The sequence below is a fragment of the Streptomyces sp. a15 genome (assembly GCF_059026085.1).
Map to the genome: position 1 here is coordinate 23,643 of NZ_JBWLKM010000020.1, position 18,142 is coordinate 41,784.

At 71.8% G+C, this 18,142-nt stretch carries 17 protein-coding genes; 9 read left to right on the top strand and 8 right to left on the bottom strand.

Annotated elements, in window-relative coordinates; genetic code table 11:
• Positions 1–24: 24 nt before the first annotated feature.
• Positions 25–900 carry a MaoC/PaaZ C-terminal domain-containing protein gene (locus tag AC5P09_RS21600; protein WP_493875473.1) on the bottom strand — a complete coding sequence of 292 codons (876 nt, stop codon included), beginning with the start codon at positions 898–900 and terminating at the stop codon, positions 25–27.
• 258 nt (positions 901–1,158) lie between these two features.
• On the opposite strand from AC5P09_RS21600, the gene AC5P09_RS21605 reads away from it, so the two are divergent.
• The gene (locus AC5P09_RS21605) at positions 1,159–2,403 is read left to right on the top strand and encodes a sensor histidine kinase (protein ID WP_493875474.1); all 1,245 of its coding nucleotides are present in this window, start codon (positions 1,159–1,161) and stop codon (positions 2,401–2,403) included.
• A 33-nt stretch (positions 2,404–2,436) separates the two neighbouring features.
• Here the strand turns inward: AC5P09_RS21605 and AC5P09_RS21610 are convergent, their stop codons facing one another.
• The gene (locus AC5P09_RS21610; protein ID WP_493875475.1) at positions 2,437–3,561 is read right to left on the bottom strand and encodes a class I SAM-dependent methyltransferase; all 1,125 of its coding nucleotides are present in this window, start codon (positions 3,559–3,561) and stop codon (positions 2,437–2,439) included.
• A gap of 216 nt (positions 3,562–3,777) precedes the next feature.
• On the opposite strand from AC5P09_RS21610, the gene AC5P09_RS21615 reads away from it, so the two are divergent.
• Positions 3,778–4,410, top strand: coding sequence for a response regulator (locus AC5P09_RS21615; protein WP_493875580.1), 633 nt, complete (start codon positions 3,778–3,780; stop codon positions 4,408–4,410).
• Positions 4,411–4,518: 108 nt separating this feature from the next.
• Here AC5P09_RS21615 and AC5P09_RS21620 read toward each other — a convergent pair whose 3' ends face one another.
• Positions 4,519–5,949 carry an MFS transporter gene (locus AC5P09_RS21620; RefSeq protein ID WP_493875476.1) on the bottom strand — a complete coding sequence of 477 codons (1,431 nt, stop codon included), beginning with the start codon at positions 5,947–5,949 and terminating at the stop codon, positions 4,519–4,521.
• 190 nt (positions 5,950–6,139) lie between these two features.
• Between AC5P09_RS21620 and AC5P09_RS21625 the strand changes: the two genes are divergently transcribed.
• From AC5P09_RS21625 to AC5P09_RS21650, 6 genes are all read left to right on the top strand, one after another.
• Positions 6,140–7,882, top strand: coding sequence for an MFS transporter (locus AC5P09_RS21625; protein WP_493875477.1), 1,743 nt, complete (start codon positions 6,140–6,142; stop codon positions 7,880–7,882).
• Positions 7,883–8,470: 588 nt separating this feature from the next.
• Positions 8,471–9,121 carry a class I SAM-dependent methyltransferase gene (locus AC5P09_RS21630; protein WP_493875478.1) on the top strand — a complete coding sequence of 217 codons (651 nt, stop codon included), beginning with the start codon at positions 8,471–8,473 and terminating at the stop codon, positions 9,119–9,121.
• A 162-nt stretch (positions 9,122–9,283) separates the two neighbouring features.
• Positions 9,284–10,252, top strand: a complete 969-nt coding sequence (locus tag AC5P09_RS21635) for an N-acetylmuramoyl-L-alanine amidase (protein ID WP_493875479.1) — start codon at positions 9,284–9,286, stop codon at positions 10,250–10,252.
• 159 nt (positions 10,253–10,411) lie between these two features.
• Positions 10,412–11,260, top strand: a complete 849-nt coding sequence (locus AC5P09_RS21640) for a DUF5336 domain-containing protein (protein ID WP_493875480.1) — start codon at positions 10,412–10,414, stop codon at positions 11,258–11,260.
• 121 nt (positions 11,261–11,381) lie between these two features.
• A complete protein-coding gene (locus AC5P09_RS21645) occupies positions 11,382–12,392 on the top strand; it encodes an LLM class F420-dependent oxidoreductase (protein ID WP_493875481.1) in 1,011 nt (336 codons plus the stop codon).
• Between the two features lie 52 nt (positions 12,393–12,444).
• A complete protein-coding gene (locus AC5P09_RS21650; RefSeq protein ID WP_266440185.1) occupies positions 12,445–12,738 on the top strand; it encodes a hypothetical protein in 294 nt (97 codons plus the stop codon).
• 287 nt (positions 12,739–13,025) lie between these two features.
• On the opposite strand, the gene AC5P09_RS21655 is transcribed toward AC5P09_RS21650, so the two are convergent.
• From AC5P09_RS21655 to AC5P09_RS21665, 3 genes are read right to left on the bottom strand one after another with little or no spacing between them, the layout of a single operon-like run.
• A complete protein-coding gene (locus AC5P09_RS21655; protein ID WP_493875482.1) occupies positions 13,026–14,096 on the bottom strand; it encodes a prenyltransferase/squalene oxidase repeat-containing protein in 1,071 nt (356 codons plus the stop codon).
• The gene (locus AC5P09_RS21660) at positions 14,093–14,842 is read right to left on the bottom strand and encodes a class I SAM-dependent methyltransferase (protein ID WP_493875483.1); all 750 of its coding nucleotides are present in this window, start codon (positions 14,840–14,842) and stop codon (positions 14,093–14,095) included. The genes AC5P09_RS21655 and AC5P09_RS21660 overlap by 4 nt, the downstream gene beginning before the upstream one ends.
• On the bottom strand, positions 14,836–16,245 hold the full coding sequence (locus AC5P09_RS21665) for a glycosyltransferase family 4 protein (protein ID WP_493875484.1): 1,410 nt from the start codon (positions 16,243–16,245) through the stop codon (positions 14,836–14,838). Before AC5P09_RS21665 ends, AC5P09_RS21660 begins: the two co-directional genes overlap by 7 nt.
• 209 nt (positions 16,246–16,454) lie before the next feature.
• On the opposite strand from AC5P09_RS21665, the gene AC5P09_RS21670 reads away from it, so the two are divergent.
• On the top strand, positions 16,455–17,111 hold the full coding sequence (locus AC5P09_RS21670) for a TetR family transcriptional regulator (protein WP_493875485.1): 657 nt from the start codon (positions 16,455–16,457) through the stop codon (positions 17,109–17,111).
• Positions 17,112–17,370: 259 nt separating this feature from the next.
• Here AC5P09_RS21670 and AC5P09_RS21675 read toward each other — a convergent pair whose 3' ends face one another.
• Positions 17,371–17,586: a hypothetical protein gene (locus tag AC5P09_RS21675; protein WP_493875486.1), complete on the bottom strand. Its 216-nt coding sequence runs from the start codon at positions 17,584–17,586 to the stop codon at positions 17,371–17,373.
• A 316-nt stretch (positions 17,587–17,902) separates the two neighbouring features.
• Positions 17,903–18,136 (bottom strand): ferredoxin, encoded by a 234-nt coding sequence (locus AC5P09_RS21680; RefSeq protein ID WP_493875487.1) that lies wholly within the window; start codon positions 18,134–18,136, stop codon positions 17,903–17,905.
• Positions 18,137–18,142: the final 6 nt, after the last annotated feature.

Genomic DNA, 18,142 nt, shown 5'->3' on the forward strand with positions numbered 1-18,142 from the left:
GGCTCCCCTCAACAGCGGGCTGACTCAGGAGTGTTGGACGATGGTGTCGGCGAGAACGGGCGCGTCGTCCCGCTCGACGGCGCTCACGGCCACCCGGATCCCGCCGTCTCCTCGCCACATGCGGATCCGCAGGGTCTCCCCCGGGTACACGACCCCGGCGAACCGGGTGGCGTACCCGCGCACCCGGGTCACGTCCCCGGCGAGGAGCGTGTCGACGACCGCCTTGAGCGTGATGCCGTAGGTGCACAGTCCGTGCAGGATGGGCCGCTCGAACCCGGCGACCTTGGCGAACTCAGGGTCGGCGTGCAGCGGGTTCCGGTCGCCGGAGAGGCGGTAGAGGAGGGCCTGGTCCTCGCGGACCGGCCGCTCGACGACCCGGTCCGGCTCGCCGGTGGTCGGTTCGAGGCGGGCGGAGGGGCCGCGGTCGCCGCCCCAGCCGCCTTCTCCGCGTACGAAGATCTGGGCGTCGTTGGTCCACAGCGGGCCCTCGGCGTCGGCGACCTCGGTGCGCATCACGAGGACCGCCGCCTTGCCCTTGTCGTACACGGCGGCGATGCGGGAGGTCGCGGTGGCCGTGCCCTCGGCGGGGAGCGGGCGGTGGATCTCCAGACTCTGGCCGCCGTGCAGGACACGGGCCAGGTCGACCTCGACGCCGGGCATGGACAGACCGCTGATCACCCCGGGCGAGCCGGCGCCCGCGACGGTCGCGAAGCTCGGCAGGACGTGCAGCCGGGACTCCAGGGTGTAGCGCAGCTCGTCGGGGTCCGTGGCGGGGCTGTGCTTGTCAGGATTCGCGGCGGCGCCGATGCCGAGGTGGTAGAGCTGGACGTCCTTCACGCTCCAGGCGATCTCGCCGGAACGGGGCTCGGCGGCCAGGGCCTTGGCTGCGTCGATGGGCATGGGGCTCCCTGCTCCTGAGGGCTCAGAAACCTCGGTACGGCCGTCCGCACCGTCGGCCGCACCGAGGTCGACACGGGCCGACCTAGAACGCGTTCCAGTCCGGCGACCCCTGTATAGCCCAGCGCTCCGCAGTTGTGAAGGCTCCTGACGGAGTGTCAGTTCGGTAGCCACCGGAGCGGCGCCCGGTGACATTTGTCCTGCCGAAGTCCGTACAAGCGCATCTGCCGGGCCGGCGGGCGAGTGCGTAGCGTCGTGGTCATGCCCGACAACAAGGTCCGACGCAAGGTCCGACGCAAGTTGGAGTGCAAGGCCGCGCGGAGCATCGCTCCCAACGGCTTCAGTCTCCTGCCGTGGCTGCTGATGGGGATGGGTTCCCTCTCCAACCTCTTCCAGGGGGACACTCCCAACCCCCTGATCGGCGGCCTCGGCCTGCTCGCCTTCAACTCCCTCTACATCTACGTGGCGTTCCGCGCTTTCGTGAAGGAGACGCGCGAGGCCGCCTCGACGCGGGTGGCGCTGGCGCTGATGGGCCTGGTGACCTGCGCTCTGGCCATCGGGTACGGCGGCAACTGGCTGCTGTTCTTCCCCCTGTTCGGCCTCGCGACGGGCGCGGTCGTGCGGATGCCGCAGTTGCGCTGGGTCGGCGCGGCCGTCGCGCTGCTCGCCGGGGCGGCCTCCGTCGCCCACGAGGGCTGGGGCGGCCTCGACACCGCGTACGCGACCTGGATCTCGACGATGGTGACGGCGGCGATCCTCTCCCTGTCCGAAGCGGTACGGGAGCTGACGGCGGCCCGCGAGCAGCTGGCCCGGCGGGCCGTCGAGGAGGAGCGGCTGCGCTTCTCCCGCGATCTGCACGACCTGCTCGGGCACACCATGTCGGTGATCGTGGTGAAGGCGGAGGCGGCCCGCAGGCTGGCCGACCGCGACCTGACGTCGGCGCTGGGCCAGATCACCGACATCGAGTCCGTCGGCCGGCAGGCGCTGACCGAGATCCGCGAGGCGGTGACCGGCTACCGCGAGGGCAGCCTCGGCACCGAACTCGACCGGGCCCGCTCCGTGTTGCCGGCCGCGGGCATCGAACCCGTCGTCCACCGGTCCGGCCCGCCCCTCGCCGCCCGGACGGAGGTGCTGCTGGGCTGGGTCGTGCGCGAGGCGGTCACCAACGCCGTACGGCACAGCGGGGCGACGCGGTGCGAGATCACCGTGGAGAGCACGCCGGAACGGGCCCGCCTGCGCGTCACGGACGACGGCCGCGGGTCGCCCGCCGCCACGGAGCCGCTTCCCGGCGCCCCGCGGATCGGCGGCACCGGGCTGAAAGGGCTGAAGGAGCGGCTCGCGGCGGCGGGAGGGTCCTTGGAGGCGGGGCCGGGTCCGGGGGCGCGGGGCGGGTTCGTGGTGGAGGCGGAACTGCCGGTGGGGGTCGGCGGAGTTGTCGAGCGGGTCGATGCGTCAATGGACGCGGATGACGGAGGCAGTCGTCAGGGCGCGTACGCCGGGCCTTGACCGTCCGGCGGTGTCTCCGGTGTCTGCGGTGTCTCACCCTCCGAGCCGGTAGAACCGCCACATGTCGTGGTCGATGTCCAGCACCTCGCAGCCCGCGAAACCGGCCTCGCGGGCGTACGCCGCCACCGTGTCGGCCCGCAGTACCGTCCCCGCCTCCACCTGCGCGTTCTCGGCGCGGGTCGCGGGCAGGCAGTGCAGCACGCTGAAGGCGTAGTTGAACCGCTCCAGCGTCGGCCCTGGTGCGGTGAAGCGGTCCTCCACCTTCTCGTCGCCGATCAGCACGACACCGGTCGGGCCCAGCAGCCCGCGGGCCGTCCTGAGGGCCGCTACCGGATCGGACATGTCGTGCAGCGCCTCGAACACCGTCACCAGCTCCGCCCCGCCGGCCGAGCTCAGGAGGGCCGCGTCGCCGCAGGAGAACTCCACCTGCTTGGCGAGCCCCGACTCGGCGGCGTTGGCCAGAGCCTGCTCGATCGAGGCCGGGTCCAGATCGACCCCGGTGACCTGGGCCGCGGGGAATGCCTCCGCCATGGCGAGGGTCGACCAGCCGACCCCGCAGCCCAGGTCGACGATCCGGGCCCCGGGCACGGCGAGCCGCTCCAGCACGTCCGGCATCGCCCCGAGCCAGGACCGGACGAGGTCGTTGCGGAACATCGGCCGGTTCAGACCGGCGATGCCCTCCCGGCTGTCGCGGCCGTAGCGCGCATACGGCACGCCCTCGCCGGTCCGGAACGCGGCCAGCACATGCGGGACCGCCTCCGCGATCCCGAGCATGAACAGCGGCCCCGCCGCGAGGTAGAGGGGATCGTCCGGCGAGGTCAGCACCCGGCGGTGCTCGGCCGGCAGCCGGAAACGCCGGCGGTACGGGTCGGCGTCCTCGGTCTCCTGGGCCTGGTCCGGCGCTTCCAGCACCCCGGCGACGGCCTGCTGCTCCAGCCACTCGCGGGCGTACCTCGGGTGGATCGAGGCGGCCTCGGCCAGCTCGTCCGGTGTCAGCGTGTCGTGGGCCGCCAGCGCTTCGTAGAGACCTCCGCGCACCCCGACGTAGATGTTGAAGATCTCCATCGTGGACAGCAGACCGCGGAAGATCTCCTCGGCCAACTCCTCGGCGCTCCCGGGCACTTGGCCATTGCCCTGCCGGTCACCTGAGGTGGTCATGGGCTCGCCCTTCTGAGCGTCCTGAACGCGGGAACCGCGGTGATAGTGGCGATACTGGGCAATCCGTCCGGCTTTTTCAACGATCCGACACATATGCGGCAAGGCGTTCCGCTACCGCCGTACCGACGTCGGCACAGACGTCGGCACAGACGTCGGCACAGACCACGGGACGGACCACGGCCCCACCCCGCGCCCTACCCTTGGGCCGTGAACGAGATGCCGCGCGACCACCGGCCCGCCAGGTCCATCCGAGTCCTGCTCGCCGAGGACCAGGGGATGCTGCGCGGGGCACTCGCCCTGCTGCTCGGGATGGAGGCGGACATCCAGGTCGTGGCCCAGGTGTCGGCCGGTGACGCCATCGTGGACGCGGCCCTGACCCACCGCCCCGACGTGGCCCTCCTCGACATCGAACTGCCCGGGATGAGCGGCCTGGACGCCGCCGCCCGACTCCGCGACGAGGCGCCCGACTGCCGCGTGCTGATCCTCACCACCTTCGGCCGGCCCGGCTATCTGCGCCGGGCCATGGAGGCCGGAGCCGCGGGCTTCCTCGTCAAGGACGGCCCCGTGGAGGAACTGGCCGCCGCGATCCGCCGCGTACTGACCGGCGAGACCGTCATCGACCCCGCGCTCGCCGCGGCCGCGCTCAGCGCCGGCCCCAACCCGCTCACGCCCCGCGAGTGCGAGGTCCTCAACGCCTCGACGGACGGCGCGACCGTCGCCGACATCGCCACCGAGCTCCGCCTCTCGGAATCCACGGTCCGCAACTACCTCTCGTCCGCCATCGGCAAGACAGGCACCCGCAACCGCATGGAGGCGATGCGGGAGGCCCGGCAGCAGGGGTGGCTGTAGGGGGCTGTAGGGAGGCTGTAGGACCGGGCCCCGGTCAGGCGCGGGTCGGGCTTGCACCCCACACCGGTGTGATCGGGGTTGAGTCCGTGGACCGCCCCGGTCGTTGCCTCACTCCGCGGACTTGTTTCGCGGCAGCCACAGCAGCATCAGCACCACCCCACCGGCCAGCACCCCGGCGCCCACCCGGAACACCAGCGCGTAGCCCTCCGTCAGCGCCTCGGGAGAGCCGCGCCCCGCCGTACGGGCCGCCGCGATCGTCGACATGACCGCGAGGCCCAGTGAACCGCCCATCGTGCGCGAGGTGTTGACCAGTCCCGACACCAGCCCGGCCTCCCCGGGCGCCGCCCCCGCCGTGGCCAGCGCGGCGAGCGGCGTCGCGGCCAGGCCCGCGCCCAGCATCATCAGGATCCCCGGGATCATGATCGTGGTGAGATACGCCCCGTCCGCGGTCATCGTCGACTGCCAGCCGAACCCGGCGACCGCCACCAGGGTCCCGAGCACCGCCACGGCCCGCGCCCCGAACCTCCGCATGAACCGGGGTGCGAGCTTCGAGCCGAGGACGATGGCCAGGGAGGTCGGCACCAGCGCGAGCCCGGCGTCCAGCGGCGAGTAGCCGAGCACGTTCTGCGCGTACAGCGTCATGAAGAACCACATGCAGAACATCGCCGAGCCGCACAGGAACATCGCCACGTTCGCCGACGCCACCGCCCGCACCCTGAGTAGTCCGAGCGGCATGAGGGGGGCCGCCGTACGGGCCTCGACGGCGAGGAAGCAGCCGATCAGCGCGAGCCCGGCGAGCAGCGGCACCAGGGTGGCCGCGGCCGTCCACCCCTCGGCCTCGGTCTGCGAGATGCCGTAGGCCAAGGTGGCGAGCCCCGCGGTCACCAGCACCGCGCCCGGCAGGTCGAGCCGTCGTCCGTCCCCCGCCCGGCCCTCGGCGAGCCACACCACGGAGCCGAGGAGCACGACCGCGCCGATCGGCACGTTGATCAGCAGCACCCACCGCCACGACAGCACCTCCACCAGCGCCCCGCCGACGAGCCCGCCGGCCGCGCCGCCGCCTGCGCCGACCGCCGTCCAGGTCGCGATGGCACGCGCGCGTGCGGCGCCCTCGGGGACGGCGGAGGTGAGGATGGTCAGCGTCGAGGGCGCGAGCACCGCCGCGCCGAGCCCCTGCGCGGCCCGCGCCACCAGCAGCTGCCAGCCCTCCTGGGCGAGTCCGCCGGCCAGCGAGGCCACCGTGAACAGGCCGAGACCGACCAGGAACATCCGCTTGCGGCCGTAGAGGTCACCGGCCCGTCCGCCCAGCAGCATGAAGCCGGCGAACGCGATGGCGTAAGCGTTGACGACCCACTGGAGCCCCTGCTCGCTCAGCCCGAGGTCGGTCCGCATGGACGGCAGCGCCACGTTCACGACGGACACGTCCAGCACGACCAGGAACTGTCCGGCACACGCGAGCGCCACGACCAGCCAGGTGGGCGGCGCGGTACGGCGGCGGGACAGGCGGGTGACGTCAGCGGCTCCGAGCATGCCTGTCATGCTCTCAACCGGCCGACGGTCCTTGCATCGGGATTTCGTCCTAGGCCGCCGGCCGAAGCGGCTTCCCCAAGAGAAGACAAAGAATTCGTTAGTGATCCGAAGCATCGGAATAGTTGCCCGGGCGCACGGGGTTCACCGTGCACGTATCCCGCTCGAACCCCTCGTTCCCCCGGCCTGGAGGCCCCACTCCATGACGCACACGTCGACCGCCGACCAGCCCGTACGCAGAGCGAGCGGGGCCGTCGTCCCGGTGCTCGCCTTCGCGGGCATCGTGGTCGCGGTGATGCAGACCCTGCTCGTCCCGGTCATCAAGGACCTGCCGCAGCTACTGGACACCGAGCCGAGCAACGCCACCTGGGTGCTGACCTCGACCCTGCTCTCCGGCGCCGTCGCCACGCCGATCACGGGCCGCCTCGGCGACCTCTACGGGAAGCGGCGCATGCTGATCTTCAGCCTCTCGGTGATGGTCGTCGGCGCGCTGGTCAGCGCGCTCACCAGCGACCTGCTCACGATGATCGCGGGCCGTACGCTGCAGGGCTTCGCGATGGGCGCGATACCGCTCGGCATCGGCCTGATGCGCGACATGCTGCCCCGCGAGAAGCTCGGCTCGGCGATGGCCCTGATGAGCTCCTCGATCGGCGTCGGCGGCGGTCTCGCGCTGCCCGCCGCGGCGCTGGTCGCGCAGCACACCGACTGGCACGCCCTCTTCTACGGCGCCGCCGGCATCGGGGTCCTGGCCATCGCCCTCACCCTCCTCGTCGTACCCGAGTCCCCGCTGCGCGCCAAGGGCACCTTCGACGTCCTGGGCGCGATCGGTCTCTCCGCGGGCCTCGTCCTCTTCCTCCTGCCGATCACCAAGGGCAGCGACTGGGGCTGGACGTCGGGGACCACGCTCGGCCTGTTCGGCGCGTCGGCGGTCGTCCTCGTCCTGTGGGGCGTGATGGAGCTGCGGGTGAAGGCCCCGCTGGTGGACCTGCGCACCACGGCCCGCCCGGCGGTGCTCTTCACCAACCTCGCCTCGATCATGGTCGGCGTCTCGTTCTACGTCGTCTCGCTGGTCCTGCCCCAGCTCCTCCAGCTGCCCAAGTCCACCGGCTACGGCCTCGGCCAGTCCATGGTCGTCGCCGGCCTGCTGGTGGCACCGCTCGGCCTGACCATGATGGTCACGGCCCCGATCTACGCCCGACTGTCCGCCAAGTACGGCCCCAAGGTCACCCTGATCCTCGGCATGCTGATCATCGCGATCGGCTACGGCGCCGGCCTCGGCCTGATGAGCGCCGCGTGGCAGAGCCTCGTCATCGCGGTCGTCCTGGGCGCGGGCATCGGCCTCGCCTACTCCTCCCTGCCCGCGCTGATCGTCGGCGCGGTCCCGGCCTCGGAGACGGGCGCGGCGAACGGTCTCAACACCCTGATGCGCTCCATCGGTACGTCGGTCTCCAGCGCCGTGATCGGCATGGTCCTCGCCAACACCGCGAACAACGTCAACGGCGTCGCGATCCCGACCATGCACGGCTTCCGCGTCTCCTTCCTGATCGCGACGGGCGCGGTGGCGGTCGGCCTCCTGATGGCCCTCCTGCTGCCCCGCAACCGCCCGGCGACCAAGCCGCAGCTGCGCGCGAGCAGCGAGGAGGACGCGGTGCTCGAGCACGCCGAGGAGGTGCTGCACGGCTTCCGGGGCCGGGTCCTGGATGCCACGGGCACTCCCGTCGCCCGCGCCAAGGTCACCCTGATCGACCGCCGCGGCCGCCAGGCGGGCGCGACCCTCTCCTCCGAGGACGGCACCTACACCCTCGCCGTCCCCACCCAGGGCGCCTACGTCCTGGCCGCCCGCGCCACCGGCCACGGCCCGCTCGCCTCCGCGGCGACCCACGCGGGCGACGACAACGCGGTCGACCTGGACCTGTCGCTGCCGGGAGAGACGGTCTCAGCCTGACGCCCGCGCCCGCCTGAACCCGCCCGACCGTGCCCCCGTCGCCACGCATGGCCGGGGGCACGGTGCACCACCGGATACCTGGCGCTGCCGGGGAAGACGGTCTCAGCCTGATGCCCACCTCAACCCGGCCCACCCCGCCCAAGCTCACCCCCCCGTCGCCACGCATGGCCGGGGGCACGGTGCACCACCGGATACCTGGCGCTGCCGGGGAAGACGGTCTCAGCCTGATGCCCACCTCAACCCGGCCCACCCCGCCCAAGCTCACCCCCCCCGTCGCCACGCATGGCCGGGGGGCGCGGTGCACCACCGGACCTGGCCCTGCCGGGAAAGACGGCCTCAGCCCGACGCCCACCTCAACCCGGCCCACCCCGCCCAAGCTCACCCCCCTCACCCACACGGCCGGGACGCGATGCACCACCGGACCCGGCGCTGCCAGGAAAGACGGTCTCCCCTGAGCCCCGCCCGACGCCCGCCTGTCCCACCGCCCCCGCCCGAGCCCGCCCTCCCCGTCACTCCCCCATCACCCCCATGCCGGGGGCCGCGGTGCATCATGGGCGCCCAGACACTCGTACGACCGGAAGGCCCCCCATGCCCGCGGCCCCCAAGCCCGAGATCCTGGCCGCCTTCGAGGCCGCGAAGGGGTTCATGCCCGCCGGTGAGGGCCTCGCCCTCTACGCGGCGGCCGTCGAGGCCGGGCGGCTCGGGCTGCCGCTTCTGGAGGTCGGCACCTACTGCGGGCGGTCCGCGATCCTGCTCGCCGACGCGGCCCGTGAGGCGGGGGTCGTCGCGCTGACCGTCGACCACCACCGTGGCAGCGAGGAGCAGCAGCCGGGCTGGGAGTTCCACGACCCGGAGACGGTCGACCCGGAGATCGGCCTGATGGACACCCTGCCGACCTTCCGCCGCACCCTCCGCAAGGCGGACCTGGAGGAGCACATCGTGGCGCTGGTCGGCCGCTCGCCGCAGGTCGCGAAGGTCTGGGGGTCCCCGCTCGGCCTGGTCTTCGTCGACGGCGGCCACACCGACGAGCACGCGAACGCCGACTACGAGGGCTGGGCGCCCCATCTCGCCGAGGGCGGCCTGCTCGCCATCCACGACGTCTTCCCCGACCCGGCGGACGAGTTCACCGGCCAGGCCCCGTACCGCGTGTATCTGCGGGCCCTCGCCTCCGGCGCCTTCACGGAGGTCTCGGCGACGGACTCGCTGCGGGTGCTGCGGCGGACCGGCGCGGGGATCTGATCCCGGGGACCCGATCACGGGGATCAGATCCCGGGGATCAGATCCCGGGACACCTCATCACGGGACACCTCATCCCGGGATCTGATCGCTCGACCGCGGCACGCCGCAGGGTCGCGCGGGGGCTCCCCGCGGAGCATATGGCGGGACCGTAAGGTGGCTGTCGTGTCGTACGTAGGCCCGGACTTCGAACCCTCCCCGCCGCGCCGCCCCAGGCGCCGCCCCCTCACCGTCGCGCTCGCCGCGCTCGTGCCCGGCGCGTTGCTCGGATGGGTGGTGTATGAGGCGGTCGGCGGATCCGACGGAGGGTCGGCGGGGGCGGTCGGGACGCCCGTGTCGTCGCGCGCGCCCGCCTCCCCGACGGCATCCGAACCGACGGACTCCGGCAACGACGACGCCAAGCAGCCGAGCCCCACCCCCGCCACCTCCGCGCCCGGCACGTCCGTGCCCGCCGCCTCCGGCCCTCTCAAGGGCAAGGTGATCGTCATCGACCCGGGTCACAACCCGGGCAACTTCCAGCACACGGCCGAGATCAACCGAAAGGTGAACATCGGCACGAACTGGAAGGAGTGCGACACAACGGGGACTTCCACCAACGCCGGTTACACGGAAGCCGAGTTCACTCTCGACGTCGCCCACCGGATGCGCACGCTGCTCCAAGCGCAGGGCGCCACGGTGAAACTGACCCAGGACGGCGACCGGCCCTACGGCCCGTGCGTGGACGAGCGCGCCCGGATCGGCAACGCGGCGCACGCGGACGCCGTCGTCTCGGTCCACGCGGACGGTTCGGCGGCCGGCAATCGCGGCTTCCACGTCATCCTGCCGGGCAGCGTGCACGCGGGCGCCGCCGACACCCGCCCGATCGTCGCTCCCTCCCGCCGCCTCGGTGAGCGCATCGCGGGCAACTTCGTACGCGTCACGGGCAGCGCGCCCTCCAACTACATCGGAGACGGCACCGGACTGGACACCCGCACGGACCTGGGCGGTCTCAATCTGTCAACGGTTCCCAAGGTGTTCATCGAGTGCGGCAACATGCGCGATAGCAAGGACGAGGCGCTGCTGACCAGTGGTGCCTGGCGGCAGAAGGCGGCGCAAGGGATCTCCGAGGGAATCGTGAGCTTTCTGCGCGGGTAGTGATCAGCGCGCTGATCCGGGCGGACACCCTGTTCCGGCGGACGATAGTGTCGTCCTTACGATGAGGGGCCACCCCCGCGCTTCACACCGGGGCCTGACGGCGACATGGTGACTGGCGACGCCTCTACCGACGACGAGACGACCTACGAAGGACCTGAAGTGAATATCCGCTCCCTCACTCGAGGCGACGGCGTGGTGATCGGAGCAGCGGTGTTGCTGTTCATCGCGTCGTTCCTCGACATCTACTCGGCCGACGGTGCCCCGGACAGCTACGACTTCCCCAACGCCTGGGGAAGCGCACCGGTCCTGATGGGCGTGGTGCTCGCGGGCGTCATCGGTGCCGCGCTCATTGTCGTCTCCCGTGGCCTTCCGCAGGTGCCGAAGGTGGCCGGGCTCGACCTCGGCCAGTTCGGCGTGGCGTTCACGGTCTTCGCCGCATGGAGCGCACTCGGGAACATCTTCGACCCGACCAGCGCCCTGGACAACATGGAGGGCGCCGGCGACGGAATCGACGCCGGCATCGGCCTGATCCTCGCGCTCGTCGCGACCCTGCTCCTGGCCGCGGCCGCCGTCGCCACCCCGCTGGTCCCGGCCCTGCAGGCGGGACTCGTCCCCGCCCCCAAGCCGCCCGCCCCCCAGCCGTACGGCGCCCAGCCGCCCGGTGGTTACGGCTACCCCGGCGCCCAGCAGCCGCAGCCGCCCTACGGCGGTCAGCCGCAGCCCGGTCAGCCCTTCGGCGCGCAGCCCCAGCCCCAGCCCCAGCAGGCGCAGCCCCAGCCGCAGCAGGCGCAGGCTCAGCCGCCGGCCCCGGAGTTCTCGCCGTTCTGGTTCGCCGTGCCGGTGCCGCGTCCGCTGTTCGCGGAGGACGGTTCGCAGGCCCCGATCGCCGAACTCGCCCCCGGTACCTGGTACCTGGCGGTCGAGCAGCGCGGCGGTGCGCTGGTCGCGCAGACGCAGGACGGCCGTCGTGGCGTGCTGCAGGACACGTCGGGGATCCAGCGCGGCTGATCCCCGGTCTTCGACGTACGGCCCCTCGCCCTTCCGGGTGGGGGGCCGTTGTCGTACAGTCGCCACCCCCTCGTCACCACCCCCTCGTCCGACTTGACTGACACTCCGTCAGGAGGCAGGTATGCGGCTCGGTCTCGCCCTCGGATACTGGGGCCGCGGCCCCGACCCGGATCATGTTCCGCTGGCGCAGGAGGCCGAGCGGCTCGGCTACGACTCCGTGTGGACCGCCGAGTCGTGGGGCTCGGACGTGTTCACCCCGCTCACCTGGATCGCCGCGCAGACCTCCCGTATCAGGCTCGGCACGGCGGTGGCCCAGATGGCGGCCCGCTCCCCGACCACGACCGCCATGCACGCCCTCACCCTGGACCATCTGTCCGGCGGCCGCGTGCTGCTCGGGCTCGGGCTGTCCGGTCCGCAGGTGGTCGAGGGCTGGTACGGCCGCCCGTTCCCCAAGTCGCCGCTGACCGCGACCCGCGAGTACGTCGACGTCGTACGGCAGGTCCTCAGGCGGGAGGCGCCGGTCGAGTTGGACGGCCGCTTCCACTCGCACCCCTACCGGGGCGCCGACGGCACCGGTCTCGGCAAGGCGCTCAAGCCCATCACCCACCCTCTCCGTCCCCGACTCCCGGTGCTGCTGGGCGCCGAGGGGCCGAAGAACGTGGCCCAGACGGTCCGGATCGCCGACGGGTGGCTGCCGCTGTACTGGTCGCCGAGCCGGCCCGAGGTGTACGGGGAGGCGGTGGCCGAGCTGCCGGACGGGTTCATGGTCGCGCCGATGGCACAGGTGAAGGTCTGCGACGACGTCGCCCAAGGCCTCCTCCCCGTCAAGGCGATGCTCGGCTTCTACATCGGCGGCATGGGGCACGCGGCCCGCAACTTCCACGCCGAGCTGATGGCGCGCATGGGGTACGAGGAGCAGGCCCGGCGGATCCAGGAACTGTTCCTGGCCGGCCGCCGGGAGGAGGCCGTGCTCGCCGTGCCGGACGCGTTCGCCGACGAGATCTCCCTCGTCGGACCGCGCGAACGCATCGCGGAGCGGCTGGAGTTGTGGCGCAAGGGCCCGGTGACGGACCTGCTGGCGCTGGCGCCGGACCGGCACACGCTACGGGTGCTGGCGGAACTCAACACCTGACCGACTACGCATGTTGAGGTTTCATCGAAGATTGAGCGGCAACCCGGAGGGCATGTCCCCTCGATATCGCAACGGTGCCAATCAGGCCGGCACGATCATCGCAGTCGTCGCCGACATCATGGCCCTCATCCTGGGCCTGTGGATCCTGATGTACCTGCTGGACGCGAACCGCGCGAACGACTTCGTGCAGTTCATCCACGACGTCGCCCGCTGGCTCGCCGGCTGGTCCCACGACCTGTTCACCTTTGACGAACAGTGGGCCAGGGTCGTCGCAGGCTACGGCCTCGCAGCCGTCGTCTACCTCTTCGTCGGCCACGCCATCGCCAACCGCGTGCACCGGCACTGAGCCCGCGCGGAACAACCGCGCCCCGGCCGACCCACCGAGCAGCCGGGGCAGCAGCCCCAACGAGCGCTCCGCCCCCACGCCATCGCCCACCGACTCGTCGGCTGGTCCCACGACCCGGGGGTCTGGGGGGCACCCCCAGAAAGCACAGCACCTTCGACGAACAGTGGGCCAGGGTCGTCGCAGGCTACGGCCTCGCAGCCGTCGTCTACCTCTTCGTCGGCCACGCCATCGCCAACCGCGTGCACCGGCACTGAGAAGGAAGTACGTACGTCCGCGCCCGGACGTACTCAGTCGCAGCAGTCGGGATCCAGGCCCCTCGGCAGGCGGTCGCCGGCGAAGACCGTGCAGGTTGCCTCGTCGCCGCCGAGGGCGGCGACCGCGAGGAGTAGGGAGCCGGCCGTCCAGGTGGTCAGTTCCCGGGGCCAGACGGCCTTGTCCTTGAAGACGTAGCCCGTCCAGTACAGGCCGGTCTCCGAGTCCCGTAGGTGCTGTATCGACTGGAGGATCTCGAGCGCGCGGTCGGACTCGCCCATCACCCAGAGCGTGAGGGCGAGTTCGGCCGACTCTCCGCCCGTGACCCACGGGTTGGGCACGACGCAGCGCACCCCCAGGCCGGGGACGACGAAGCGCTCCCAGTCCGCCTCCAGGCGGGACTTGGCCTCCGTGCCGGTGAGCGCGCCGCCCAGCACCGGGTAGTACCAGTCCATCGAGTAGCGGTCCTTGTCCAGGAACCGCTCCGGGTGGCGGCGGATCGCGTGCCGCAGCGCCCCTGCCGCCAACTCCCAGTCCGGCTGTGGCTCTTCGCGCTGTTCGGCGATCGCTAGCGCGCAGCGCAGCGCGTGGTGGATCGAGGAGGAGCCGGTCAACAGCGCGTCCGCGGTGTCCGTACCGTCGTCCTCGCGCTTCCAGCCGATCTGCCCGCCCGGCTGCTGCAGTTGGAGGACGAACTCGATGGCCGCGTAGACCGTCGGCCACATGCTGTCGAGGAAGGTGTCGTCGCCGGTGGAGAGGTAGTGGTGCCAGACGCCGACGGCTATGTAGGCGACGAAGTTCGTCTCCCGGCCCGGGTCGCTGACGTCGTCGAAGGCCCCGTCGGCGTACGCCGCGTACCAGGAGCCGTCCGCGTTCTGGTGTCTGGCCAGCCATGTGTACGCCCGCTCGGCGGCCTCGTGCTCGCCCGCCGCGTCCAGCGCCATCGCGGCCTCGGTGTGGTCCCACGGGTCCAGGTGATGCCCGCGGAACCACGGGATCGCCCCGTCCTCCCGCTGCACGGCGAGGATGCCGGCGACGGTCGCGGCGGCCTCCTCTGCGGTGAGGACCCCGGGCAGGACGAGGTGTTCTGTCCGGGGGGTGGTCACTTGGCGGCCACCTCGGTCCCGGCGAGACCCGGCAGGTGCGGCTTCGTCGCGTACGCCACGAAGCTCTTGCCGATCAGCGGGTTCAGCGCCTGCTCGGCGACCCGGGTCGCGAGTGGCTTCTTCATGATGTCCCAGACCAGCAGCTTGTGGTACGCCCGCACCGGCAGCGCCTTGTCGTTGTCGACGCCGAACGCGCACTTGAGCCACCAGTACGGCGAGTGCAGCGCGTGGGCGTGGTGGGTGCCGTACGGCCTGAGGCCGGCCTCGCGGACCTTGGCGAGGAGTTCCTCCGCCTTGTAGATGCGGATGTGGCCGCCCTCGACCTCGTGGTAGGCGTCGGACAGCGTCCAGCAGACCTTCTCGGGCCCGTAGCGCGGGACGGTGATCGCGATCCGGCCGCCGGGCCTCAACACCCGTACCATCTCGGCGAGTACGCCCTTGTCGTCCGGGATGTGCTCCATCACCTCGGAGATGATGACGACGTCGAAGGACTCGTCGGGGAAGGGCAGCGCCAGGGCGTCGCCCTCCATCGCCGTCGCGGTGGCGCCCTCCGGTGCCTCCCCGGCCTCCTTCATCGCCGCGAACCACTTGGCGACCTCGCGGATCTCCTCGGCGTTCTGGTCGAGCGCCACGACCCGGGCACCGCGCCGGTAGCACTCGAACGCGTGCCGTCCGGCGCCGCAGCCGAGGTCCAGGACGCGGTCGCCCGGGGCGAGCGGGAACCGGGAGAAGTCGACGGTCAGCACGTGGCCCTGCTTTCGCGATCGGATACATCGTCGGCAACTTCTGGGGCCGCTGAGCGGCCGGGAGGCGTGGTGGCGGGGCGGGGAGCGGCTTCGCCGGCGTCGGGGACGGCCATGGCCTCCCGGTAGCGGGCCACCGTGCCCTCGGCCGCGCGGGCCCAGGTGAAGCGGGCCAGTACGCGCTCGCGGCCGGCCGCGCCGAGCCGGGCGCGCAGTTCCGGGTCGGTCAGCAGCCGGCTCAGGCCTGCCGCCAACGCCTCGGAGTCTCCCGGGGGTACGGCGAGGCAGGTCTCCCCGTCCCGGCCGGCGACCTCGGGGATCGCGCCGCCGGTCGTGGCCAGCAGCGGGGTGCCCGTCGCCATGGCTTCGGCCGCAGGGAGCGAGAAGCCCTCGTACAGCGACGGCACGCACGCGACCTCCGCCGAGCGCACCAGGTCGACGAGTTCGGCGTCCGTGATGCCCTTGACGAACTCGACGGCGCCCTGGAGGCCGTACCGCTCGACGGCCTGGGCGACGGGCCCCTCCTCGGGCCGCTTGCCGACGACGACGAGGTGGGCGTCCGGGCGCTCGGTGCGTATCTTCGCCAGCGCCTCGACGAGGAAGACCAGGCCCTTGAGCGGCACGTCGGCGCTGGACGTCGTCACGATCCGGCCCGGCACGACGGGCACCGAGGGATCCGGCGAGAACAGGTCCGTGTCGGCGCCGATGTGGACGACGTGGATGCGGTCGTCGCGTACGCCGAGATCGTCGACGATCTCCTGGCGGGAGGTGGCGGAGACGGTGAGGACCGACGACAGGCGGCGCGCCACCCGCTTCTGCATGCGCGTGAAGCCGTACCAGCGGCGTACGGAGAACCTGCGCCGCACACCCTGTGCCGCGTCCAGCTCCAACCGGCGGTCCACGGTGATGGGGTGGTGGATCGTGGTGATCAGCGGGGCGCCGATGTCGCCCAACAGGCCGTAGCCGAGCGTCTGGTTGTCGTGGACGACGTCGAACTCGCCGCGCCGGGCGCGCAGATGGCGGCGGGCGCGGAGCGAGAAGGTGAGCGGCTCGGGGAAGCCGCCGGTCCACATCGTCGCGACTTCGAGGGCGTCGATCCAGTCGCGGTACTCGCCGAACTTCGGGGTGCGAAAGGGATCGGGGTGACGGTACAGGTCCAGGCTGGGCAGTTCGGTGAGGCTCAGGCGCTCGTCGTAACCCTCGTCGAGGACGGGATAGGGCTGGGAACCGATGACCTCGACGGTGTGGCCGAGGCGGGCCAGCTCGCGCGAGAGGTGTCGTACGTAGACGCCCTGTCCCCCGCAGAACGGGTTCCCTTTGTATGTGAGGAGTGCGATGCGGAGCGGTCGCTCGCCGTCGGTGGCCGGTCCCTCCAAGGGCCCCGCCTGACTGGCCTCAGCGGTCACTCTGGGCCCCCTTCTGCCTGCACTGTCCCGCGAGATTACGCCGGGACGCTAATCTAGAACAAGTTTCAGACTTGATCGTTAAGTCGGCTCTGAATCTACCGGCAGGTAGGAGCACGGTGAGCAGTGGATCAGGTGATTCACGCCACGACCGGCGCCCCTGTCATGCTGTGTGATCACTTGCCCTCACCGACTGTCACGGAACGGGACCCATGCCTGCGGAAGCCAAGGTGGACAAGGTGGCCAAGGTGGATGCCAGTACCCCGCGGTCCGACTCGCCGCCGCTCACCGAGCGGCAGGAGGCGCGGCGTCGGCGCATCCTGCACGCGAGCGCCCAACTGGCCAGCCGGGGCGGTTTCGACGCGGTGCAGATGCGGGAGGTCGCGGAGTCCTCGCAGGTGGCGCTCGGCACGCTGTACCGCTACTTCCCGTCCAAGATCCATCTGCTGGTCGCCACGATGCAGGATCAGCTGGAACACATGCACGGCACGCTGCGCAAGAAGCCGCCGACCGGCGAGACGGCGGCGGAGCGGGTGGCTCAGACGCTGATGCGGGCCTTCCGCGCGCTGCAGCGGGAGCCGCATCTGGCGGACGCGATGGTCCGCGCGCTCACGTTCGCGGACCGCAGCGTGTCCCCCGAGGTCGACCAGGTGTCCCGCCAGACCACGGTGATCGTCCTGGACGCGATGGGGCTGGAGAATCCGACGCCGGAGCAGCTGTCCGCGGTCCGGGTCATCGAGCACACCTGGCACTCGGCGCTGATCACCTGGCTGTCGGGCCGGGCCTCGATCGCCCAGGTGAAGATCGACATCGAGACGGTGTGCCGGCTGATCGACCTGACGGACCCGGCGAACGACAGCCGGGCCTAGGCGCGCGAAGAACCTACGAGACGGGTTCCCTTCGCCGGTATTACCCGGATCAGGTGCTGGGGGTCGCCATCCGGCCCGACTACTGCCTTCCGGCCTCTCAGCCCGACCGTCGACGTCGGCCACTGGCGGATGCCGAAGCGTCTCGCCACAGTCGGCTACTCCGGTCGAACTCCCTCACTCGTCCCGTAGGCCACTTCCTAGGATAGAACTTTTATTCCGGGACAGAACCCCCTGAATCATGATTTTTTGGGCGGATCTCTCAAGGAGACGGGAACAGACCGCTGAACGCCTCGGCGTTCTCCGCCGGCCCGGCGGCAGGCTGAGCGGCCAGGACCCAGGCGTCGCCCACGGGATCCGCGGTCCGCGTCAGCTCCCGCCACCCGCGAGCCCTCAGCGCGGCGACGACCTCGGTGACGGCCTTCAGGTCCGGCTTGGCGGTGGTCCGCACCTGGCCGAACACCGAGCAGGCGCCCATGCGCCCATGCGTCGGACAGCCTCGTTGTCGACGAACCGCGGCCGCCCGAAGTCCCCGGCGGCGGCCGCCGCCCGGATATCCCTCCGCACCGCGGACGGGGTCACCGTGACCCCGTCCGCCGCCACGGCCGATCAGCCGCTCCCCTCGGGCTCCTCGGCCGCGTCACCGCTTCCCCCGCCGCCGCACGCCGTCAGCACCACCGCCGCCACACACGCGGCCACGGCCGCCCCCACCCCACCCATCGCTCTCCCACCTCGTCACGTCCCGAACGCGAGGCGGAGTGTCGCACGGAACCGCTACTCCTCCGACGGAACCGCTACTCCTCCGGAGGAAACACCGGCTCCCCGCTCCCCAGCAGCGTGATCATGATCGCCTCGACCGGGCAGCCCTCCGCCGCCGCGAGGACCTTCTCGTTGGCGTCGGTCTCGGGGTCGACGGGGTGGGACTGGCGGCCCGTGTCGAGGCGGAAGCCGTCCGGGGCGTGGTGGACGCACTGGGCGGAGCCGATGCACAGGGAGCGGTCGACCTCGATCTGCCAGCGGTCGCCCATGGTCGC